The sequence below is a fragment of the Corynebacterium sp. MSK073 genome (genome assembly GCF_030232085.1).
Classification (GTDB): domain Bacteria; phylum Actinomycetota; class Actinomycetes; order Mycobacteriales; family Mycobacteriaceae; genus Corynebacterium.
The window spans coordinates 62,302-84,063 of sequence record NZ_JASPIY010000004.1 but is presented as its reverse complement, the minus strand read 5'-3'; the positions used below and the strand labels follow the sequence as shown (position 1 = coordinate 84,063).

General features: G+C 58.6%; 18 protein-coding genes, 1 tRNA gene and 2 pseudogenes. 9 read left to right on the top strand and 12 right to left on the bottom strand.

Going from position 1 to position 21,762, the window contains the following annotated elements; genetic code table 11:
* Positions 1-17 precede the first annotated feature (17 nt).
* Positions 18-872 (bottom strand): undecaprenyl-diphosphate phosphatase, encoded by an 855-nt coding sequence (locus QP970_RS03955; protein ID WP_051138371.1) that lies wholly within the window; start codon positions 870-872, stop codon positions 18-20.
* Between the two features lie 66 nt (positions 873-938).
* On the opposite strand from QP970_RS03955, the gene QP970_RS03950 reads away from it, so the two are divergent.
* Both QP970_RS03950 and QP970_RS03945 read left to right on the top strand, forming a co-directional pair.
* Positions 939-1,991, top strand: a complete 1,053-nt coding sequence (locus QP970_RS03950; RefSeq protein ID WP_284869682.1) for an NHL repeat-containing protein — start codon at positions 939-941, stop codon at positions 1,989-1,991.
* A gap of 3 nt (positions 1,992-1,994) precedes the next feature.
* A complete protein-coding gene (locus tag QP970_RS03945) occupies positions 1,995-3,110 on the top strand; it encodes a quinone-dependent dihydroorotate dehydrogenase (protein ID WP_284869681.1) in 1,116 nt (371 codons plus the stop codon).
* Positions 3,111-3,175: 65 nt separating this feature from the next.
* Here the strand turns inward: QP970_RS03945 and QP970_RS03940 are convergent, their stop codons facing one another.
* Positions 3,176-3,568, bottom strand: a complete 393-nt coding sequence (locus QP970_RS03940) for a hypothetical protein (protein ID WP_023022374.1) — start codon at positions 3,566-3,568, stop codon at positions 3,176-3,178.
* Positions 3,568-4,107, bottom strand: a complete 540-nt coding sequence (locus QP970_RS03935; protein WP_284869680.1) for a YbhB/YbcL family Raf kinase inhibitor-like protein — start codon at positions 4,105-4,107, stop codon at positions 3,568-3,570. Before QP970_RS03935 ends, QP970_RS03940 begins: the two co-directional genes overlap by 1 nt.
* 238 nt (positions 4,108-4,345) lie before the next feature.
* On the opposite strand from QP970_RS03935, the gene QP970_RS03930 reads away from it, so the two are divergent.
* A tRNA-Leu gene (locus tag QP970_RS03930) sits at positions 4,346-4,431 on the top strand.
* A 114-nt stretch (positions 4,432-4,545) separates the two neighbouring features.
* On the opposite strand, the pseudogene QP970_RS03925 reads toward QP970_RS03930, so the two are convergent.
* Positions 4,546-5,721 (bottom strand): annotated as a pseudogene (locus QP970_RS03925) (IS481 family transposase); the annotation flags it as partial.
* 260 nt (positions 5,722-5,981) lie between these two features.
* Between QP970_RS03925 and QP970_RS03920 the strand changes: the two are divergent.
* Positions 5,982-6,722 (top strand): TVP38/TMEM64 family protein, encoded by a 741-nt coding sequence (locus tag QP970_RS03920; protein ID WP_284869679.1) that lies wholly within the window; start codon positions 5,982-5,984, stop codon positions 6,720-6,722.
* 29 nt (positions 6,723-6,751) lie between these two features.
* Positions 6,752-7,324 (top strand): MarR family transcriptional regulator, encoded by a 573-nt coding sequence (locus tag QP970_RS03915; protein ID WP_284869678.1) that lies wholly within the window; start codon positions 6,752-6,754, stop codon positions 7,322-7,324.
* Positions 7,325-7,350: 26 nt separating this feature from the next.
* Here QP970_RS03915 and QP970_RS03910 read toward each other — a convergent pair whose 3' ends face one another.
* Positions 7,351-8,190 carry a DUF3097 domain-containing protein gene (locus QP970_RS03910; RefSeq protein WP_023017483.1) on the bottom strand — a complete coding sequence of 280 codons (840 nt, stop codon included), beginning with the start codon at positions 8,188-8,190 and terminating at the stop codon, positions 7,351-7,353.
* Positions 8,191-8,223: 33 nt separating this feature from the next.
* Here QP970_RS03910 and QP970_RS03905 point away from each other — a divergent pair, with 33 nt between their 5' ends.
* Positions 8,224-8,997, top strand: a complete 774-nt coding sequence (locus QP970_RS03905; protein ID WP_284869677.1) for an Rv1486c family protein — start codon at positions 8,224-8,226, stop codon at positions 8,995-8,997.
* Between the two features lie 19 nt (positions 8,998-9,016).
* Here QP970_RS03905 and QP970_RS03900 read toward each other — a convergent pair whose 3' ends face one another.
* The 3 genes from QP970_RS03900 to QP970_RS03890 all read right to left on the bottom strand — a co-directional run bounded on the left by QP970_RS03900 (position 9,017) and on the right by QP970_RS03890 (position 13,666).
* Positions 9,017-10,090, bottom strand: a complete 1,074-nt coding sequence (locus QP970_RS03900; protein WP_284869676.1) for a ferrochelatase — start codon at positions 10,088-10,090, stop codon at positions 9,017-9,019.
* A 32-nt stretch (positions 10,091-10,122) separates the two neighbouring features.
* Complete coding sequence (locus QP970_RS03895) at positions 10,123-11,505, bottom strand: NlpC/P60 family protein (protein ID WP_284869675.1); 1,383 nt, start codon at positions 11,503-11,505, stop codon at positions 10,123-10,125.
* Positions 11,506-13,192: 1,687 nt separating this feature from the next.
* Entirely contained in the window at positions 13,193-13,666 is a 474-nt protein-coding gene (locus QP970_RS03890) for an Rv1476 family membrane protein (protein ID WP_023022390.1), read from the bottom strand.
* A 374-nt stretch (positions 13,667-14,040) separates the two neighbouring features.
* Between QP970_RS03890 and can the strand changes: the two genes are divergently transcribed.
* From can to QP970_RS03875, 3 genes and pseudogenes are all read left to right on the top strand, one after another.
* Complete coding sequence (gene can, locus QP970_RS03885; RefSeq protein WP_284869674.1) at positions 14,041-16,857, top strand: aconitate hydratase; 2,817 nt, start codon at positions 14,041-14,043, stop codon at positions 16,855-16,857.
* Between the two features lie 194 nt (positions 16,858-17,051).
* Positions 17,052-17,627 (top strand): TetR/AcrR family transcriptional regulator, encoded by a 576-nt coding sequence (locus QP970_RS03880; protein WP_239268152.1) that lies wholly within the window; start codon positions 17,052-17,054, stop codon positions 17,625-17,627.
* Positions 17,628-17,734: 107 nt separating this feature from the next.
* Positions 17,735-17,872: pseudogene (locus tag QP970_RS03875) on the top strand (IS110 family transposase); the annotation flags it as partial.
* 203 nt (positions 17,873-18,075) lie between these two features.
* Here the strand turns inward: QP970_RS03875 and QP970_RS03870 are convergent.
* The 4 genes from QP970_RS03870 to QP970_RS03855 all read right to left on the bottom strand — a co-directional run bounded on the left by QP970_RS03870 (position 18,076) and on the right by QP970_RS03855 (position 21,760).
* The gene (locus tag QP970_RS03870) at positions 18,076-19,230 is read right to left on the bottom strand and encodes an ATP-binding cassette domain-containing protein (protein WP_284869673.1); all 1,155 of its coding nucleotides are present in this window, start codon (positions 19,228-19,230) and stop codon (positions 18,076-18,078) included.
* Positions 19,221-19,913: an energy-coupling factor transporter transmembrane component T family protein gene (locus QP970_RS03865; RefSeq protein ID WP_284869672.1), complete on the bottom strand. Its 693-nt coding sequence runs from the start codon at positions 19,911-19,913 to the stop codon at positions 19,221-19,223. Before QP970_RS03865 ends, QP970_RS03870 begins: the two co-directional genes overlap by 10 nt.
* Positions 19,913-20,659, bottom strand: coding sequence for an ECF transporter S component (locus QP970_RS03860; RefSeq protein ID WP_126319066.1), 747 nt, complete (start codon positions 20,657-20,659; stop codon positions 19,913-19,915). Before QP970_RS03860 ends, QP970_RS03865 begins: the two co-directional genes overlap by 1 nt.
* A 123-nt stretch (positions 20,660-20,782) precedes the next feature.
* Positions 20,783-21,760, bottom strand: a complete 978-nt coding sequence (locus tag QP970_RS03855; protein ID WP_284869671.1) for a nucleoside hydrolase — start codon at positions 21,758-21,760, stop codon at positions 20,783-20,785.
* Positions 21,761-21,762: the final 2 nt, after the last annotated feature.

Here is a 21,762-nt window from a genome sequence, read left to right as displayed (position 1 = left end):
CGAACTTATGGGGCGATTTAAATGGGCTGTAGGACCCCCAAGGCCAGCAGAATCATCACGAGGATGCCCACTGGGATGCGGTAGGCCGCGAACCATGCAAAGGAGTGGTTGCCCACGAAGTTCAACAACCACGCAATCGAGGCGTAGCCCAAGCCAAAAGCGATACCGGTGCCCACGAGCAGCTGCATGCCGGACGCGGCTTGGCCGGCTTCGGGCGCGAAGGCATCGGGAAGCGAAAAAAGCCCCGACGCCAGCACCGCCGGAATGGCCAGGAGGAAGCTAAAGCGCGTGGCCACCTCGCGGTCGAGGCCCAAGAAAAGACCACCGGAAATGGTGCCGCCCGAACGCGAAACGCCAGGGATCAGCGCCAGGCACTGGCACAGGCCCATGATGATGGCATCTTTCATCGTCAGCTCCTCAAAACCGCGCTTTTTGGAGCCCACGCGCTCGGCGGCGATGAAGACGAAGGAGAAAAGGATCAGCATCGCAGCGGTGATCCACAGGTTGCGCAGCGCCCCGCGGATGGCATCTTCAAAAACCAACCCAATAACGCCGATGGGAATGGAACCGGCGATGACCATCCAGCCCATGCGCCAGTCCTGCCCGCGCGAGGCGGGGTTGGTCCACCCGCGGAGCCATCCGGAGAGGATTTGCCAAATCATTGGGGCGAAATAGACCAGCACGGCAAGCTCAGTGCCGAGCTGGATGACGGCCGTAAAGGAAGCACCGGCATCGTTGCCCCAAAAGAGCTCGGAAACAATGCGCAGGTGCCCAGAGGAGCTTACCGGGAGAAACTCCGTAAGCCCCTGCACAATGGATAAAACGATAACTTGTGCCCAAGAAACTGCTTCGGTCGCGGTATCAGAAATCACCCGCCATACACTACCGCCGCGCACGGCTTCGGGAAATCGCAACGCGCGCTGTTAGGATAAGTATCCGTGAAATCACGATCCCGCTCCACACTCGTACTATCCAGCTTGCTAGCACTCTCCACTGCTACGCTGGCCGCCTGCGATTCCACCGTGGGCGTAGGCGGTGATCCCGAAACCGCAGTAAAGGGCAATGCCACCCCGGCTGCTTCTCCGAGCGACACCGATCCAGCCGGCACGGTCATCGACTTCGATGAAGACATCACGGATCTGGACGCGGTGAAAGATACGATTGCTGTTCGCACCGCGGACCAGGTGCGCATTGGCAGCCAGGATGACTTTGCTGCTAAGAAGGCCAAGAGCATCGATATCGATTCTACCTGCGGCGATTTAAGTTCCTCCGAATCTGGATTCGTCTTGGCCTGCCCGGATAAGGTCCTGCTCATCGATCCTTCTGCGCCGGAATCACCGGAAGAAATCAACATGGATGAGGACTTCCAGGTCACCGCCGCTACCCAGATTTCGACCGGCGAGGTCTTTGTCACCGCTGACGACTCCGCTGTGGTCGGCCGGTACAAGGATGGCACGCGGGACGGCGAAATCTCCGTCGAGGCCGGCTCGGACCAGATGCTCGCCGTTCCCAACGCGGACGGCGACGACGGGATTGTGCGTATTCAACGTTCGGATTCCACCATCCAAAACATCGATTGGCCCAACGATCGCGCCGGCGGGCGGTTGCGCGCTGGCCAGGGTGTCGGCCAAATCGCGGTAGGTGACAACGGCGTCGTGCTCGCCTCCGATACCGAGGGCGACCGGATCGCGGTCTATACCTCCGATGACGTCATCCGCCTGCACCAATACGGCGTGGTAGACGGCACCCCCTGGGCGGTGGCCTGGGATGATTCGCGCGGGCTCGCATGGGTTACCACCACCGATAACAACATCGCCCACGCCTATTCCATTGACAAAGGCGTTCCCGAATCCCGCGGTGACTTTGCCACGCTTGCCGATGCCCAAAATATAACCGCCCTATCCAATGGCACCATCGTGCTTGCCTCCGCATCCGGCCAGGGGCTGCAGTTCGTGGCGGATCCACACCTGACAAAGGCAAAGGAGTCTTAATCCATGGTTTCGACCTTCGATTCGCTGCGCAAAGGCGCCTATCAGCTGGCGCTGCGCGGGATGTTTCGCCTCAGCCCCGAGCGCATCCACGGCATTATCAATTCCGGGCTGCACGGCCTGCACGTGGCAGGTCCCGCCAATCGGGTGCTTGGCCGCGTCCTGCCGGTCAACGATCCAATCTTGAAACAAGACGTGTGCGGGATCACCTTCCCGCGCCCGCTCGGCCTTGCGGCCGGTTTTGATAAGAACGCCACGGCCGCCGATGCCTGGTCTCCCCTTGGTTTCGGCTACGCCGAACTGGGCACCGTCACGGCACAGGCGCAGCCGGGAAACCCGACTCCCCGCCTCTTCCGCCTCCAAGAAGATGCCGCCATCTTAAACCGGATGGGTTTTAATAATGAGGGTGCGGCCGCCGTGGCAGAGAACCTGCGCAAGCGCCGGTACAACGACGTCATCGGGATTAATATCGGCAAAACCAAGGTCACCCCGGCTGAACGCGCCGTGGATGATTACCGCCGCTCCGCGTCCGTCTTAGGCGGTCTGGCGGACTACCTGGTGGTTAATGTCTCCTCCCCCAATACTCCGGGGTTGCGTGACCTGCAGGCGGTCGAATCGCTGCGCCCCATCCTGCGCGCCGTGCAAGAATCCACCGATGTCCCCGTCATGGTAAAAATCGCGCCGGACCTTTCGGATGCCGATGTCGATGCCGTCGCCGATCTCGCAGTCGAACTGGGCCTTACCGGCATCGTCGCCACCAATACCACCATCTCCCGCGAGGGGCTTAACACTCCCCGCGCGGAGGTAGAAGCCCTTGGCACCGGTGGCATTTCCGGCCCACCCGTGGCCGAGCGCTCCTTAGAGGTACTCCGCCGCCTTAACGCGCGCGTGGGCTCGCAGCTTGTCCTGATTTCCGTCGGCGGGATTACCACCCCGGAGCAAGCGTGGGAGCGGATTGCCGCCGGTGCCAGCCTCCTCCAGGGCTATACCGGGCTCATCTACGGCGGGCCGGACTGGATTCGGGACATTCACAGGGGAATCGCCAAGCAGATTCGCGCCCACGGCCTAAGCAATATCTCTGAGGCAGTAGGCTCCAACCTGCCGTGGACGGCAATAAACTAGCAGCTCATTAGATAAAGAAAATGCCACGTGTTTCTACACGTGGCATTGCTTATTTATAGGCCCGCTTAGGAGGTCGCCATGACGCTGCGCCGCAAGATCAACGCGCAGATGGCGGACATGCCGGCATAAAAGAGCAGCCAATACTGCTGCTGAATCAAAAGATCGTGCTGCGGCAGAAAGCGGCTAGCAATAATCAAGGCCACCGCAACCGCTAGGGCGATGATCTGCGCGCGGCTTCCGGCATGTTCCTTGCTCATCGTGCTGAAGGCACCCACCATCACCGCCGCGATAATGATCGCGAGGTTGCTGTAGGTCCACACAAACGGTGCGCCCCATCCATCGCTAAAGACGGAAATCAGGGCAAAGAGGACCAGCACGAAAGCGACGACCAAAAAAGCGCCGCCCACCCGCAGCGCTGCGGGTGGGGTCACTGGATTTTTAGGAGCGGAACTCGCCATTACTTGGCCTCGTACCAACCCCAGAGGATTGCCCGGCCCAGTGCGTGGAAGTGCAAGTTGAAGCCGAGGACGGTCGGGGAAGAATCCGGATCGATATCGAGGGTTTCTACGTCTACGGCGTGGACCGCGTAGAGGTAGCGGTGCGGCGCGTGGCCGGCCGGCGGGTTGGCACCAAAGTGGGTGCGGTTGCCGGAATCATTCCGCAGGCTGATAACACCGTCGATGCCAAGGTCCTCTGCCGCACCGGCATTGGTGGGCAGCTCGGAGACATCGGTGGGGATATTAAAAGCGGCCCAGTGCCAGAAACCGGAAGCGGTCGGTGCGTCCGGGTCAAAGCAGGTTACCGCCAAAGACTTGGTTCCCTCCGGCAGCCCGGACCATGCCAGCTGTGGGGACACGCTTTCCGGCGTGCGGTGCTTTTCTGGGATCTCATCGCCTTCTACCAAGTCGGTAGAAGACAGCCCGAAGCTGGGGAGATCGCGCAGCGGGGCGTAGGGGTCAGGTCCGGGGAATCGAGTGTCATCTGCATAAGAAGTCATGTACCCCTTTGTACCGCAGATCACACGCGCTTGTCGATGCCCCTCCCACTCACCCCACCACCGTGTGGCTGGTGTCAGACCGTGCTCCTACCTAGGCGCTGCGGCCGCCCAAGTTACAAGGATGTATTTACCCGCCTTGTGATCGCCTGGTTTATGAGCGTTTACCTGGCGATTTGTATTCCAAAGGCCGAACACGATAAAGTTTCGGGGTGCCCAACCGAGAGGTTGCAAACACCCTGCCCGGGTGGCGGAATGGCAGACGCGCTAGCTTGAGGTGCTAGTGTCCTATTAACGGACGTGGGGGTTCAAGTCCCCCTCCGGGCACACTGTCATGAGTCGCGACATGGTTGACAGGTCAGTCGCGACATCGTTGACAAACCGGCATCTCAGTTGTTTTTGTTGTGGGGTGCCGGTTTTTCGTGTATTGGGTCCAGGAGTGGGTCTCCTTTTTTTCCAGTAGGGCTTTTGGTAGTCGCGGGCTGTGTCGATGTAGTGCTCGGTGATTATTTCTGCGGTCGCAGCTAGTGATGTGGTGACGTGATTGTCGGCGATGACCATGAGGATTTTTTGTTTCTTGAATGCGCGCCCGATGCCTAGGTGGAAGAGTTTGCCGGCGTAGCGGACGGTGACTTTGCCGTTGTCCCAGACGATGTCTTTTCTGGTGCGCCATTCTTGTGTGGGATTGTCGTTGGGGCTGGCTTTTGTGCCGGTGGTGTAGCTGTGGTGTGGGGTATGTCGTCCTAGTGCGCGGTGTGGGCGTGTGGTGTTGTAGTAATCGCGGAACTCGTCGAGTAGTTGTTGCAGGTCAGCAATGGTGTGTGCGGCTGGTCGGGCGGCGAGCCATTTTTTGAGTGTTTGGTGGAATCGCTCAATTTTTCCTTGGGTTTGCGGGTGTCCTGGCCGTCCGTTTTTCTGTTGGATTTTGTGTGTGGTCAGGACTTTTTCAAAGGCATTTCTCCCGCCTTTGCGCCCGGCTAGCCGGGCGGTAAATACTAAGCCGTTATCGGTGCGAGTGGATGCTGGCGGGCCGTATGTGTTGATAAGGCGGGTTAATTCTTGTGCTACCTGTGGGCCGCTAAAGCCGGCTCGTGCGGTAATAGATAGCAGGTAGCGGGAGTGATCGTCGAGGAAATCCAGCACGTCGACGCGGGTGTTATCTGCCAGATAGATGTAGGTGATATCAGCCTGCCAGCATTCATTGGGCATGGCGGCCTCAAAGCGGACAAATGAGCTTTTAGGCTTCTTCTTCGGCGCTGGGGTGATAAGGCCTTCAGCGTTGAGGATGCGGCGGATTGTCGATGTTGATGGGCTGCGGTGGCCGTCTTTTTCCAAGTGGAAGGAAATGGTGTCTGGCCCGGCATCGAGCCCGTGGCGAGTTAATTGCTTGCGGATAGCGATGATTTCTTTACGCAGCTTGTCAGGCACCGCCTGTGGATGAGTATGCGGGGCACGAGAGCGTGGCGCGATGGCGTCGGCGCCACCAGCATCAAAGGCGTTGAGGATCTGATAGACGCGCTGGCGTGAGATACCAAAACGCTGGGCGATTTTTGAAGGGCTGCGGCCCTGTTTGCGGACTGCGTTGACGATGGCCATGTTTCGGTTAGGACTATTCATAGTGTCAAACATGTCGCGACTGATGAGTAAAACATCACCCGACACAGCCAGGTAACCCTAAGCGTCAACTATGTCGCGACTGACCTGTCAACCATCACGACCACTTCCCCAGGAACAAACTGTCAAATAAGTCATGAATTCGGACACCCCTCCGGGCACACTGTGAAGTCTCGAGACATCGTTCCTACGGTGCCTCGAGATTTTTCTATAAGTACTGCTCTTTTCTAAAAGCACGGCCGCGCCGACTACGATACGAACGCATGACCACTTTCCGGGATTGGATACGCAGCTTTGGTAGCTTCTGCGTTCAACTCGCCCACTCTGCGTGGGGCTCAATTCGCGCGTGGTCACCGCGACGCTGGGCGCTTATCATCGCGCTCGCGCTTGCTGGAGTTGCGCTTTTTATCTGGCTCGACATTCCCGATCTCTCCCAGATGCGGACGGCCGCTGCCCACCTTGGTGCGTGGTTTCCGGTCGCCTTCACGCTAGGTTATGTCATATTTACGCAATTTCCCCTGCCTCGGACCATCTGGACGGTTGCAGCTGGCATCCTTTTCGGCCCCTGGCAGGGTCTTGCCATCTCACTATTCGCGCTCACAATATCGGCCGTAATATCGCTGCTGATTGTGCGCAGACTGCTCGGAGACTGGATTAGGCCACACCTTGCCCACCCCGCGGTTTATACCATCAATGCCCACCTGGAGCGGCGCGGTTGGCTGGCCATCGCTTCCCTGCGCATGGTCGCGGGGGTGCCCTTCAGCCTCCTCAACTACGTCGCTGCGCTTACCCCCATCAGCGTTTCGCACTTTACGGTCGCTACGTTGGTGGGCTCGATTCCCACTACGGTCATCGGCGTCTTTTTCGGCGATGCGCTTACGGGCACGGCCAGCCCTGGGATCATCGCTGCTTTTATCGTCTTTGCCCTCGCCGGCATCGGCGGGCTTGTACTCGATTCCCGCCTGCCGACTCCCGTCCAGTCAAGGTTAAGCGGTAGACTGTAACGAACCGCTCGCGATAAAGGAGGATCCTCGTGCTCGCTATCCATGCCCGCTACCGTGGGCGTTCCGTGCGCCGCGCTGAGCTCGTACAGCGCTCGGCGGCCGCGCTATCCACCCTCGAGGGCGTCGGCGAGTTTCACGTCCTTGGCGTGGAGGATATTTGCGCCGTGGTCGATTCCGCCAGCGCAGTGTGTGAGGTCGTCATGGCCTTGCTTGCCGATGGCGACTGGGCCATCGGCATCGGCATCAGCCCCGGCAACCAGGCAGACGAGGACAGCGCGCGCCACGTGGCCACCGCGGCGCTGAAAAATTCCGCCCGCATGGGGCAGGTCTACACCAAACTCAATAAGCGCGGGCGTTCCGCGGAGGCAAGCGATATCGCCGCCGCCTTCGCGCTTATTGGATACGTGCTGAATAAGCGCACCATCGAGGGCCGCGAGGCGACCTCGCTCGTACGGGCGGGGCTTAATCAAAATGAGGCCGCGGAAGAATTGGGCATTTCCAAGCAGGCGATGTCCCAAAGGCTACAGGCTGCGGGCTGGAGCGCCGAGATGGCCGGGTGGCAATTAGCGGTCAACCTCATTGAACGCGCCAATCTAGCCTAGGCCCAGAAAACTCGGCCCGCGGCGGCTTAGACAAGGTCTGATTTGTGCAGCTCCGGCGTGGTCACAAAATCCACCAGCCGCTCGACCGCCCCGATAAGGCTCGAGTCCAAATCCCGGAAAGAATGGACCGCGTTATAAACGTGGCGCCACCCATCGGAGGGATCGGACCACCCCACGCGGCGGCAGATTCCGGTCTTCCAGTCTTCACCGCGCGGTACCTCCGGCCATGCTTGCAGGCCTACACGTTGTGGTTTTACTGCCGCCCAAATATCCACAAAGGGATGGCCTGTGACTAGAACGTGCTCCCCCACTGACTCAGTCATTCGAGTTTCTTTCGACCCTTTGACCAAGTGGTCAGCGAGCACGCCGACCCGGCGGCCGGGGCCAGGCTGAAATTCGGCGAGCCTTTCTTCGAGGTTGTCCAAGCCTTCTAGGTATTCCACAACCACGCCTTCGACGCGCAGATCGTGCCCCCACACCTTTTCCACGATGGCGGCATCGTGGACGCCTTCGACCCAAATGCGCGATGGCGCTGCCACCTTGGCTTCCACGTTTTCTACCCGCCTAGAGCCCGAATTCGATTTGCGGGGTGCTTGCTTGGGCACATACCGAGTGAGCGTCACCGGCTGACCTTCTACTAAGAATCCGCCCTTGATGAGGTTAAATACTCGCTCGACACCGTGGCGGTCTTCCAGCCGCACGACCTCACCAAAGACGGTCTTATCTACGCCTAAAACGGCGCCCACGAAATCATCACCGCGCACTTCCACCACCATGCCCGGCTCTGCCGGCACTTCTGGATACTGGGTGGGCTTGCTGCGCCGGTGCCCAGCAAAAATATCTCCGCCATAAGGATCTAAACTCATGGCCCGATAGTCTATCTACTACACTTGCTCGCCATGGATATGCGCGCCGAAGTGTGGTCCCCTCTCCAAAACTCCGCCATCTGGCTCGCTGCGTGGTTGTGGGGACATGAGACAACAGATGAGCTGCTCGATGCATTGACGGAACTGGGCGGGCGCCCCGAATGCCTCGATGAATCCCCCTTCATCGACTTGCTCGCCCTGCTGCGCGCCGAAACGCAAGAGCTCACCTCTCAGCCAGTCGCGGGCGGGGAGCCCCTCCTCCGGCTCATTTTATCCGGGCCGGGTGAAGCGCCAGCGCTTCCCGCGGGCTCAGAGTCTGCCCGTGCGGCCGCGCAAAGTTCAGCGGGCGCCATTGTGGTGCGCACCAATGATCCGGAAGTCTCGCTCGTTCTCATCCCCCATCCCCGTCGAGCCCACACGGCATGGCAGGTGATCCGCGAGGACCAGCCGCTGCCCTCGCCGGCCTGGCTGAGCCCCGGCGAGGCGGACGCATTGTTGACTAAGGCAACGGATGAATCCGCCGATCTCATTACGGCCACCGGCTACCAGTCCACCGCTCTTAATAATCCCCGGCTCACGGTGGGTACCTTGAGCGATTTCTATGACACGCCCGGCCTGCCACCGGCCACCCCGCCACGGGCTGCAAAGCTCTTTGCGCGCGCGGACCGCGTTGCCGCGATCATCGAAACCGTCATGGATAGGATCAACGATCATAGCCTCGACCCGGAGCTTCTCCGGCTGTGGCGCCATATCCGGCAGGCGCGGATGACGGGAGTGGCTTATTCGGCAGCGGAATTCGCCCGCTAGAGCGGGGCTCGCCGGCTCCTTAGTGAGCGCGGATATCGCAGCAGCCGGCAGCGCAGGGCGCGCCGTTGGTGGTACACCCCTGGACGGTGACATTCCCGTTGGTCTCCCACGGTTGCCCTTGTTCGAGTTCTTCCACCAGATCCACGATCATGCCGGCAAAACGCTGGGAGGGGCCAGCGGTACGGGCGCGTTCGACCTGTACGCCCATTTCATCGGCAGCGGCTTGCAGCTCAGAATCCAAGTCCCAGATGACCTCCATGTGATCGGAGATAAAACCGATGGGGCATACAACGACGGCGTCTACCCCGTCGCGGTCATGAATTGCGGTGGTGTGGTCCACGATGTCTGGTTCCAACCACGGCGTCTTCGGATTGCCGGAGCGCGATTGCCACACCAAATCGTAATCCGAGATTCCGGCGCGCTCGGCCACCAAGCGGGAGGCTTCGGCTACTTGCCGGGAGTAGAGGTTCTTGTCCCCATCGGCGCCACCGACATTATCGTGTGCATTCGGCACGGAGTGGGCTGTAAACAGCATACGCGCGCTGCCCATTTTCTCTGCGGGGATACGCCGCCAGGCCTCGGCGACGGCATCGACCATCTCCGCGATGAACTTGGGGTGATCATAAAATTGTCGAATCTTGGTGAACTCGATTTCTGCCAGACCCTTATCTGCAAGGTGTAGCCGCATCGCAGCAATGTCTTCATCGTATTGCCTGCACGCCGAGTAGCCACCCCAAGCGGAGGTGGCGAAAACGGCCACCGAGCGGATCCCCTCTTCCGCCATTTTCTCTGCGGTAGCTGTGGCAAAGGGGTGCCAGTTTCGATTGCCAAAATAAACCGGCAGATTATGTCCGCGGTTTTTCAGCTCGCCTTCGACGTTATGGATAATTTCCCGGTTCAGGCCGTTGATCGGGCTTACTCCGTCAAAGTGGTAATAATGCTCGCCCACTACTTCTAAGCGCTCGCGCGGAATTCCGCGGCCCCGCGTAACGTTCTCTAAAAACGGAACGACCTCCTCGTTTCCTTCCGGGCCACCGAAAGAAAGAACGAGGAGGGCGTCGAATTTTTGGGCAGGATGCTGTGCGTCAATCATGCCCTAAATAGTAGCAACCACAAGGCTAAGAATTAGAGAAGGCGCACAACATCCGGGGTCGCACCAGCCCAGCGCACAGGGGAGACCTGTACGTTCTGCCCAGACTGCGGGGCCTCAATCATTTGGTCATTGCCCAAGTAGATCGCAACGTGCTGGCTACCGCCAGCGCCGTAGAAGATGAGATCGCCGCGCTGCAAATTGTCGCGCGAAACCTTATTGCCCATCTGGTACTGCGCGCCGGTGTAGTGCGGAAGGTCCAGGCCCGCTGCGGCGAACGCGTACTTAGTCAATCCAGAGCAATCAAAACCGCTCCGGCCGTAGTCGCCAAAGCTATCGGCGATGCCGCCGTCCCGGAGGCCGCCAGTTGGACCATTGTTGTCGCCACCGCCCCACACGTATGGGGTGCCGATGACAGATTCTGCGCGAGCGATCACAGCCTCAATCTGGCTGCTATTGCCCGGAGCAGGGGTGGATGGCGCTCCGGCCCCTTGACCGGTGGCGGAAGGATCAGTGCTTGCCGATGGCGCCGTATTCGGGCTGCCAATCCCCAACAAGTCTGCAGATCCCTCCATCAGTGCTCGCACATCGTCTTGGTCGACGGATGCGGCGAGCTCCCCGGCGACGTCCATAACGTCCGATGCCGAGGATCCGGTGCCAAAGTCCACCGTGTTAAAGGACGGGGTTGCCCCCTGGTTAAGCGCAGTGCCGAACTCCGCCTTCGGGGGCGCCGGATCCGCCTGCTCGTCCGAACCGACGTCGTTATTAGTCGCCTCAGGTAGCGGAGTCTCGTCGGGAACGATTTCGTCGGTAAAGTTTTGAGCCTTGTCTTTATTCAAGTCTTTCGACTTGACGGGAGCATCGGCAAACGCATCCCCATTTACCTTAAAATCAAGGTTATTATCTTGATTTTGCACCTTTGGAAGGTCGCCTTGTTGGGATACCTCCACCGCCTGCTGCTGGTGAGCAAAAGACGCCTCGGCGAAGTTACGGGTGGCATTCATTTGAGCTTCCCGCTGGGCCAAGTTACGGCGGTGCTCTACCATTGCCGATTCGGCTGCGCGCTTATCGGCATAAGCTTGGTCAAGCTCTGCCGCATCGTCCGCAAGCTCAGGATCGGCCGAAAGCTGGGCGATGCGCTCTGTCGCGGCCGCCGCTTGCTCCTCCGCCTGGTCGAGCAGCTGCCGCAGCTGATCTACGTCCCGCTGCTGAGCATCAACGTTTGATACAGCGAGGGCAATGGAGTCATCTGCACCGGCGCTTGGAACTTCTTCAACCGCGCCGGCTTGGGCGGGATCGGGGTGCTCATCTGCTCCTGCGGGAGCGATGGACGTAAGGGGCGATAGCGCTGCGGCACCTGCGACTGCAGCTATAGTTGCGCGAACATGTCGGATGCGCGGTAGACGAATGGTGGCCACTGGAATTCTCCTTGTTAGGACCACCTTCCTGTTAAAGATTGGGACACCATGAACCGCACTTGGGCATAGGAATGCCCGAGACACTGAAGCTTGCGCATTTTCGCACAGCAGCAAGCTCAGAGTCTTCGTTGCGATATTCCGAATCCGATAGCCGCACACCCAAAGGCTTATGGGTATACGTTATCGCCCTGGCAGCCCTTAGCTCCAGGAGGTAAGCGGCACATGAGCCCGAAAAGTAAAGACTTCACCTAGGGATTGCGCACGTCTATTAAAGCTCTATGCACTGATGCTTGAGCTCAGTAGCCTCACGACTCAATGCCCAACAATCGCTACTATTTCCCCATACCAGCGACATGTATGGTGCACTTTCTCCACGTGTCCTACGCGGTTTACTGTGAGCGTGAGCGCTCTAGCGCTGCAGGGAGCATCTACTACTCTCCCATTGCAGTTCCAATCTAGGATTGGCGCATCTTCATAGAGCTCCAGTTGTGGCGTGCGGTGAATTTGGGTTGCTAAAAGAGTCCAAGCCCCTTCGCACGCTGCGCTTGGCACAGTGAGAACTGCCCTATGATCCTTGGCGCAACTCGCCGCGGCGCAGTGGATGTACAGCTTTATTCGCGTACTCTTCCGTGCGAGGGCAAGCGGCCACAAACCATGAACAGGCCACACGATGCTGGCCCTAGTGTGATTCCGGTTCCCTCATTCTCCCATTCTGCACGTACCCGACTGCGCTCCTCGCGAACCTCGTGCCTGGATTCCGCTTCTCCGGGAATCCAATATCGAAGGGCTCGACAAAGAACAACACCCGCATACCCACACAACGGAGCTCTAGCGAACTCGTCTCACCACTTTTAAGGAAGGTGGGTTGATGGTTATTTTTCGAACATTGTCATCGCTCAAGTGAAAGATTTTCTACTCTCCCGTTCGAGAGTTCGCTCCGTGGTTCATTGACTTCCAAGAACCGCCAATTCCTCGATTCCCGCGAGGCGTGCTTCCCCACATACCCGTGCGAATCTTCAATTGACCGTCAAGGCTAAGCCCATGAACTCAAGAAGATATTCATGTCCCTTGAGTCGACACTCGAACCATACGTCACGACACGCCCTTTTCGCACACATTCCACTTAATTACGTGGAGTCAAGTTAAACCACATGACGCAACAGTCGTACCTAACCTGCAATAATTTTGTTACCATCCCGTTATTGTGATGTTCATCACTTTGATTTTCGTATTTCGAGGGTCTTGCGCCCCGATCTGTAACCAATTCGGAACCATTTCACAGCTCTAGAACCACTCCCCCAACTCAAGTCAACCACTAAGCCTTTACTTTGACCCCTCCCCCGCTCCCCTGACCTTTTAGGCAACCACAGTTTTCTTCATCCGCAGCGACCCGGAGTCGCCCGAGGGGCGCCCGTAAGGAGGCTGATGAATCACGCCAATTCCTGAACATCATTTTCTATAAATCTCAGGGTGGGCACCGCGAGCCCCTTCGGTGTGGTACGCCACGACGCTCATGCGGCCGCAAAATTTAGCTCGATTCGGCGGATGGTTCTGGGGCGCGCCGAGCGCTGAAAAAATGGAATTTTTCTTCTACTTTTTCGAACAAACATAGCTAGAAGTTGGATACGTTTGGACGCCTTGATACGTCCACCCTCCCCGGACCCGCGCCCTCCTGAATGGCAGCTACTTATCCCCGAAGTTCGCGGTGAAGGGAGGCACGCCAATAACTTAAACCGCCGAAAAGTAGGGCGAGTATGGCGACGACGGCGACGACTGCGATCATCGGAAAGCTGCTTTGCTCAAGCCCTGCATAGTACTGCTGCACAAGATCGACTTGGTTAAGTCCCGGTTTTAACTGCGCCTGGGAAGATTCAATATCCGCACGGCTATAGTTCTCGCTAACCGAGGAGACATGGCGCGGGGTCTGCACGATGACAGTGTGCAGATCGGTAGCATCATGGAGCTCTTGTGCAATGTCGCGCGCGTCGGCGGCCTTGGAGACAAAGACATCGACCACGGCAACCCCGTCACCCTCACGCAGTTGCTCTGCGACGTGTGCGTTCAGCTGAGTATCCGATTCCAGGGAGGGTGCGGAATAAGCCACGCCATCCTGCTTGAGCTGCTGAGCCAGCCGCGGGACGTCCACATCACCCGGAACCATTCAATCCTCTTCCCTCTATTTCCCTGTTACGGAGGCTCGTGCACCCGAGATCGGGGGTTATGCACTGCGCATATTCCTCAGTCGTTCTTCATTAAAGATAATGGTTACCGCCGCCGCCCACACAGTAAACGCGCCGAGTGTGACTAAAAGCTTTAAACAGAACGCTTGTCCCGTTACAATTGAAGCAACGGAAGGTTTTTGCCTCTACAATAAATAGGTGAACCATCGCGTTCTTTGCCGTCTTTGGCACTGCGGGCCCCATGGCTTCGTCTCGACCACTATGTGGTCGCGCACCTTTTGCTTATCCCGCAACTCCAGTAGGCGGCGAGTACAAAACAGAACAGACTGTTTATCAACAAGGAATGGAGCTCCCTGTGACTGAAAGCTTGAACTCCTTCGACGCCAAGAAGACCCTTGATGTCAACGGTAAGTCTTACGACTACTTTGACATCAACACGGTTCCTGGCATGGAGAAGTTGCCGTACTCCCTCAAGGTGCTGGCAGAAAACCTGCTGCGCAATGAGGACGGCAAGAATGTAAACGAGGACCACATCAAGGCCCTCGCCAATTGGGACCCAAAGTCCGAACCGGATACTGAAATCCAGTTCACCCCAGCCCGCGTCCTCATGCAGGACTTCACCGGTGTTCCCTGTGTCGTCGACCTCGCAACCATGCGTGAGGCCGTTTCCGCTCTTGGCGGTACGCCAGACCAGGTTAACCCGCTAAACCCGGCCGAGATGGTTATTGACCACTCCGTCATCGTTGAGGCCTTTGGCTCCACCGACGCTCTTGAGAAGAACGTTGAAATCGAGTACCAGCGCAACGAAGAGCGCTACCAGTTCCTGCGTTGGGGTGCTGAGAACTTCTCCAACTTCCGCGTTGTTCCTCCGGGAACCGGTATTGTCCACCAGGTCAACATTGAGTACCTGTCCCGCGTTGTCTTTGACAACGAGGGCTTGGCATACCCGGATACCTGTATCGGTACCGACTCCCACACCACCATGGAAAACGGCCTGGGCATCCTGGGCTGGGGTGTTGGCGGCATCGAGGCAGAGGCTGCCATGCTTGGCCAGCCGGTATCGATGCTCATCCCGAAGGTCGTCGGCTTCAAGCTCACCGGCGAAATCCCGACCGGCGTTACCGCAACCGACGTCGTCTTGACCATTACGGAGATGCTGCGTGAGCACGGCGTTGTCCAGAAGTTCGTAGAGTTCTACGGCAACGGCGTCAAGTCCGTCCCGCTGGCTAACCGCGCCACCATCGGCAACATGTCGCCAGAGTTCGGTTCCACCGCGGCCATCTTCCCCATCGACGAAGAGACCACCAAGTACCTCGAGCTCACCGGTCGCCCGCAAGAGCAGATCGACCGCGTCTCGCAGTACGCCAAGGCCCAGGGCATGTGGCTGGCAGAGGACACTCCGGAGCCGGAGTACTCCGAGTACATCGAACTCGACCTGTCCACCGTTGAGCCATCCATTGCCGGCCCGAAGCGCCCGCAGGACCGCATCCTTCTTTCGGAGGCCAAGGAGCAGTTCCGTAAGGATCTGTCCAACTACACCACCGACGAAGTATGCGTGGATGACTCCTCCGTTGAGGCTAAGCGCATGTCCGGTGAAGGCGGCGCGCCTGGCGATGAGGACGTCACCGGTGGCTTGAACAAGTCGCGCGAGGGCCACGGCGAATCCGCCGCCATTGGCGCCAAGGGACGCCACTCCAACCCGATCACCGTCGAACCTGACAACGGCGGCGAGTACACCCTTGACCACGGCATGGTGGCAATCGCCTCCATCACCTCCTGCACCAACACCTCCAACCCATCCGTCATGGTGGGTGCTGGTCTGATTGCGCGTAAGGCCGCTGAAAAGGGCCTGCGCTCCAAGCCATGGGTCAAGACCATTTGTGCACCTGGTTCCCAGGTTGTCGATGGCTACTTCCAGCGTGCAGACCTCTGGAAGGACCTCGAGGCTATGGGCTTCTACCTGTCCGGCTTCGGCTGCACCACCTGCATTGGTAACTCCGGCCCGCTGCCAGAGGAAGTTTCTGCAGCCATCAACGAGAACGACTTGGCAGCTACCGCAGTCCTGTCCGGTAACCGCAACTTCGAGGGTCGTATCTCCCCGGACGTCAAGATGAACTACTTGGCATCCCCAATCATGGTTATCGCCTACGCTATCGCCGGCACCATGGACTTCGACTTTGACAACCAGCCGCTGGGTCAGGACGAAGACGGCAACTATGTCTTCCTGAAGGACATCTGGCCTACCCCGCAGGAGATCGAGGACACCATCCAGTCCGCCATCTCCCGCGAGATGTACGAGGCCGACTACGCCGACGTCTTCAAGGGCGACGACGCATGGCGCAACCTGGATGTTCCAAAGGGCGAGACCTTCGAGTGGGATGAGGACTCCACCTACATCCGCAAGGCTCCGTACTTCGAGGGCATGCCAACCGAACCGGCCCCAGTTGAGGACATCAAGGGCGCTCGCGTTCTTGCGAAGCTGGGCGATTCCGTCACCACCGACCACATCTCCCCTGCTTCTGCCATCAAGCCGGGCACCCCGGCTGCGCAGTACTTGGACGAGAACGGCGTGTCCCGCTCTGACTACAACTCCTTGGGTTCCCGCCGCGGTAACCACGAGGTCATGATGCGCGGTACCTTCGCCAACATCCGCCTGGCTAACCAGCTGGTGGATGAGACCGGTGGTTACACCCGCGACTTCACCCAAGAGGGCGCACCGCAGGCATACATCTACGATGCATGCGAGAACTACAAGGAAGCCGGCATCCCACTGGTCGTCATCGCTGGTAAGGAATACGGCACCGGTTCTTCCCGTGACTGGGCTGCAAAGGGCACCAACCTCCTGGGTGTTAAGGCAGTCATCACCGAGTCCTTCGAGCGCATCCACCGCTCGAACCTCATCGGTATGGGCGTTATCCCGCTGCAGTTCCCTGAGGGCGAGTCCCACGAGTCCTTGGGTCTGGACGGTACGGAGACCTTCGACATCGAAGGCATCACCGAGTTCAACGACGGTTCCATCCCGAAGACCGTTCACGTCACTGCTACCAAGCAGGACTCCGACGACGCCGTCGAGTTCGACGCTAACGTGCGTATCGACACCCCGGGTGAGGCAGAGTACTTCCGCCACGGCGGTATCCTGCAGTACGTGCTGCGCCAGATGGTGAAGAACTAAGCCACTTAATGCGACGGAAAAGTACTAAGCTTTTTGGACTTAGTGCTCGTCGCTGAGCTTGATGACGCGGGGTCGCACCGCTCTCTCCCGTAGAGGGCTCTGCGGCCCCGCGTTTTTTCATTGTCGTTCTATGTTCGTTTCAGAACATACTTAACTTGAAGCATTAATCATTCCTAAAAGGAGACGACCTCACCATGCCAATCGTGAGTGAATCTGAGTTAAATCGGCGCAGGCACGAAATTCTCGTCGGGGCTCGCCGGTGCTTTGCCGAACATGGCTATGAGGGCGCGACTGTCCGCCTCTTAGAACAAGCCACCGGGAAATCACGCGGCGCCATATTCCACCACTTTGGGGATAAGGAGTCCTTATTCCTCTCTTTAGCCCGCGAAGATGCCGCACGCCAGGCAGAAGTGGTGGCCAATAACGGCCTCGTCGAGGTTATGCGGGAGATGTTGCGTCACCCAGAACGCCACGATTGGCTTGCCACGCGTCTGGAGATCACTTCCCTCTTGCGCACGGACCCATCGTTTGCTGCTCGGTGGAAAGAACACCAGTCCATTCGTGACGAGGCTATCCGCGCCCGCCTCGCTTCCAACGCGGAACAAGGCCGCCTGCGAGACGATGTCGATATAGATACCCTGGTGAGCTATTTGGAAACCTTCATGGATGGGTTTATTAATAGGCTCGCCTTAGGGGATACGGATGGCCTGGAGCGTGTCCTCGATCTGGTGGAGCAATCCATTCGAAGTTCTAGGTCTCCACAGCGCTAACCGAGCCCATTACGTTGCTCTTGTGGGCAGCCAGTGCTAAAAGCAAGTGCGGGCCTGACCCCGGAAAGTGGACACGTCGGGGGTTAGGCCCGCAATTCTTTGAACGAAAGCGCAAGGAAGGCAAGCATCACAACGCTGCGGTCGTAGCACTCGCCCGCAGACGAATCAACGTCCTCTACGCCATGATGCGCAACCACGAGTATTACCGCGACCCCGCCCCAGCAAAGGAAGCCGCAGCAGCCTAATCCCTAACAGCGAAACAAGCCGACTGGAAAAATCCCAGTCGGCTACCAATCGCGCGCAAAACAACACACCTAAAACTCCCGAGTTGAGGATCCACCCCGTCAACCCCATCCGCGAGACTGACAAACTTTATAGGAACACCCCCGCTTTCGTCACTCCGCTTTTCTCACTGGGAGGCGAAGGCGCCAGCTGAACGCAGACTCGGTTAGTCGGTGCCCTCTGCCAAGCTGCCGGCAGTGGAAAGCTCCACTTCCTGGACGCTGACATACTGCGCTATCTCTGCAACGAACCTTGGATCGTGGCACGTAAGGACGATTGCCGTTCCTGAGTCCAGCGTCTTATGAATCAGTTGATGCATCAGCGCTCGATCCGTTAGGGACAGCAAGCTATCCGGCTCATCCATGAGCAAGATGGCGTGGCCCATCCCCACCACATGTGCCGTTTGGGCAAGCCTCAGCCGGGAAGCGGATAGATCCAATGGGTGCTCATCGGCATCAAGTTCCAGCAGCTCCCGTAACGCGGGATCGGGAACAAAATCCCCCAAAGTGGAATATATTACCTGGTCATAAGGAGATTGTAGGACCAATCCCAGAGGCTCTGCTGGGCGCTGTGCCCCATCAAGGCCGGCGGCGGCGCGCAGGAGTGACGTTTTTCCGGTTCCGTTTGCCCCGCGCAACCAAGTCACGCCGCCGCCGCAAATGGGGATGGTTACCGGTCCGACGCTAAAGGTATTGCCGGAAGGCTTCGCCGATTGCCACCAGCGCTTCTTTTCCTGTCCTCGGCGCGCAGTAAGCGGCCCGAGGTATTCTTGCGCCCCATAATCCGAAATCGATTGCAGGTGTATAGGGGCAGGTTGTGGGATCTCTCCTACGACCTCCCCGCCCAATTCGGGCCAGTGCATGGATGACACGGCAAGAACGCAGGTATTGCTCAGCGAATGCAATAGCTGCACCATCATCGCCAACGATGTGGGGTCAAGCCCCGCACTCGGCTCGCACATGATGAACACCTCGGGCTCGCGGATCGCAACGCAGGCAGCGGCGAGCCTCCGCGTCTGACCGCCAGAAAGCTGGGTGGGGTTCTTCTCCGCGTAATCGCTAAGCCCCACCGCCGCGAGCATTTCCTCTCCGCGTACCTGCATGCGGGCTGGGTCCTCACCCTGGTTTTCTAATCCTAGGACCACTTCTTCGATGCAGGTATCGCGCAGGTAGCTCATCTGCGCGGAGGAGTCAGTACCAATGATGGCGGATGATGAGAATTTTTCGCCCAGCTCTTGCGCCACGTTTTCGGCGATGGCATCCGAAGGAACAAGTACTTGGACGATGCGTCCCTTACTCGGCTGAATCTCGTCTATATCCATACAAAGACCATGACTCCTATGGTTCCAATGGAAACGATGTAGCGCAGCACGCGGGACAAGATTGAATCCGGCACCGGCCGCAAAAGGGTCCTGGTCCCCTCTTCATCAAAACCCACGGCTGCAAGGGCGTGGCCGCGCTCGGTGCCTTGGATCAGGAGGCGCGAAATCACCGGGATGACTACCCGCGAGATAGTATTACGCCACGTCACCTTGATTCCTGCCAGCTGGTTGGCATCACGAACGGTCCGCCATGCCTGCGCACCCTGCGGTAAGGACTGCAATGATGCACCAACGATGTAGGCAATTTTGTGCCCCGCGCGCGAGACTTGTAGCCATTTCGCAATATCGGATATCCGCAGCACGGACATCGCCACGATGAAGCACACCATGAGCGCGAAAAAGCGCAGGGCAAGTGTGGCGGCGATGAGCAGGCCATCGCTTGTGACGAGCGGCATCAGTTGGTTATCGCCATAGGGGGCGTGGATCACCAACATCGATAAGGCCACCGGAACACAGAGCGCTGCAGAGGCCAAGACGATCGCAAGGGATCTCGTGGCCCACACGCCATAGGCAAGCATTGCTCCAGCTACCACTGCAGAGACTAGTGGGCTATTGAGAGCGAGGATAAGTAGCCAACCGCACGCAGCAATAGTGAGGACCGTCGACGGGTGAAGGCGATACATTAGCGAGGCTGCAAGGATTCCCGGGTGCGCTTAGGCAAGGATTTCACGGCAGCCCACACGATGAGGAAGACGACTGCCTTATCCAGTGGGTCGGAGATAAGTGATTGCATCGTGACGGACGCAATCAAGGAGTTGCCGAGTTCGCGGAAGAGGGACGTGAGCGCGCCGGTACCGACACCAGCCGTACCGCCGTAGACGAACGCGGCCACGGGTGCGGCGAGCATGCCGCAGATGATGCCGATGATGGCACCGCTGACGATGACCTTCCAGATCTTGCTAAAAGCGCCCTTTTGGATGGCCCAGCCGGAAAGGAAGCCGGTAGCCGCGGAAACGGCGGCGAATGGGAGTGCCATCGGGTTGAGCAATCCCCAGACCACTGAAGACAGTGTACCGGTAGCAAGCCCGGCAATGGGGCCTGCCAGTGCCGCCACCAGGATGGTTCCCACGGAGTCGATATACAGTGGAATACCGCTCGAACCGATGATTTGGCCCACCACGATGTTGAGAACCAACGCGATGGGAATAATGGCGATGGTACGAGCCGGCAGGGACGGCACGGTGCCGGCGAGCAACAAGGCCGCACCGATGAGGTAGCCGGCCAGGGTGATCAAGGCTTCGGCGGAGCCCGCTACGGACTCCCAATCAGTTGGGCGGAAAAGCACCAAGTAGATCCACGTGGCGACGACGAGCGCGGCGCCCGCGATGACCATCCCCCGGCGGGCAGGGGTAAGAGAAAGCTGAGGCATAGAGGTATTCCTAATCCATCAATGTGAAAAAGAGATTGGGGCACACTGCTCTTGTAGTCCCAGCCTATGTCACCTCAGCGTAGGAAAAATGTGGCGTATGCGCTGCGGATTAGGGTAAAAGATTTATTCGCCTAGAGCAACACGCGCGCCCAAGATGCGCAGCGCCCTGTCGAACTCGCGGTGAGCAGCTGGAATATCCGCGCTGGTCACCAGAGAGGCATTAGTTGGCCGGCCCCAATGGTTGCGGAGGTCCGCGACGCTGGTACCGCGCATCAGCGCAGAATCCGCTTCCACGTCTATGGTCGTATCCACAGCCTCAAACGGCACCTTCTTAAGCGCAATGATGCAGGTCAGAAGGTCATGGATCTGGGCTTGGTAGCCTTCTTCTTGCACTTGATGGAACTCGAAGTAAAACCGCAGGATCTCCGGCAATTTTTCCGTCATCGGGTGTGTACCAAGAAGCCCCTGAATTTCTGCCAAGCGCTCTGGGGTGATAAGAAATTGCTCGGTGACCTCGAGCGAGCACAGCGTACTGTGCAATTCTGCTGAGGCTGAAAAATGACGTGCTGCCGCGTGGGAATCTACCCAGAAATTCCACTCCGCGGTCGGGGTCGTATTGCCGCGGTAATTAACGGCACCGCCCATGATGGTAATCGAGCCGCACTGCGCAACGGCATCGCCATGCTCCCGCTCGAAGTCTGCCAAATTAGTTACCGGCCCGGTGACGATGAGGTGTAGCCCCGGGTTGCGGGCAATGGCGCTCGACCACAACTCCTGCCACTGAATATCGGCGAAATCGTGATCGGGCGCGGAAAGATAACCCAAGCCGGACTCACCGTGGGTTTCAGGTGTCGTGGTCAGCTCTACTTCGAGCGGAGCCGGCCGCCCTGAGGCGACGGGAACCTCCGGCAATCCACAAAGGTCCAAAATCCACCGTGCATTGGCGGCTGTCTGTTGGACCGCGACGTTTCCAGCAGTCGTGCTCACGCCCACTAATTCGATCTCGCCCGCGTGATGCAGCCCCGCTAAGTACATTAGGGCGAGACAGTCATCAATCCCTGGATCGCAGTCGAGCAAGACGGCTGGGCGCGAAACACTCATTG

Bases quoted from the DNA above. Each gene is read 5' to 3' on its own strand.
- QP970_RS03880 (WP_239268152.1), top strand. From the start codon at position 17,052: ATGCCAATCGTGAGTGAATCTGAGTTAAATCGGCGCAGGCACGAAATT.
- QP970_RS03865 (WP_284869672.1), bottom strand. From the start codon at position 19,913: ATGTATCGCCTTCACCCGTCGACGGTCCTCACTATTGCTGCGTGCGGT.
- QP970_RS03910 (WP_023017483.1), bottom strand. From the start codon at position 8,190: ATGAGTTTAGATCCTTATGGCGGAGATATTTTTGCTGGGCACCGGCGC.
- QP970_RS03940 (WP_023022374.1), bottom strand. From the start codon at position 3,568: ATGGCGAGTTCCGCTCCTAAAAATCCAGTGACCCCACCCGCAGCGCTG.
- QP970_RS03890 (WP_023022390.1), bottom strand. From the start codon at position 13,666: ATGGTTCCGGGTGATGTGGACGTCCCGCGGCTGGCTCAGCAGCTCAAG.
- QP970_RS03870 (WP_284869673.1), bottom strand. From the start codon at position 19,230: ATGGATATAGACGAGATTCAGCCGAGTAAGGGACGCATCGTCCAAGTA.
- QP970_RS03860 (WP_126319066.1), bottom strand. From the start codon at position 20,659: ATGCCTCAGCTTTCTCTTACCCCTGCCCGCCGGGGGATGGTCATCGCG.
- QP970_RS03935 (WP_284869680.1), bottom strand. From the start codon at position 4,107: ATGACTTCTTATGCAGATGACACTCGATTCCCCGGACCTGACCCCTAC.
- QP970_RS03905 (WP_284869677.1), top strand. From the start codon at position 8,224: ATGGATATGCGCGCCGAAGTGTGGTCCCCTCTCCAAAACTCCGCCATC.
- QP970_RS03900 (WP_284869676.1), bottom strand. From the start codon at position 10,090: ATGATTGACGCACAGCATCCTGCCCAAAAATTCGACGCCCTCCTCGTT.
- QP970_RS03855 (WP_284869671.1), bottom strand. From the start codon at position 21,760: ATGAGTGTTTCGCGCCCAGCCGTCTTGCTCGACTGCGATCCAGGGATT.
- QP970_RS03945 (WP_284869681.1), top strand. From the start codon at position 1,995: ATGGTTTCGACCTTCGATTCGCTGCGCAAAGGCGCCTATCAGCTGGCG.
- QP970_RS03920 (WP_284869679.1), top strand. From the start codon at position 5,982: ATGACCACTTTCCGGGATTGGATACGCAGCTTTGGTAGCTTCTGCGTT.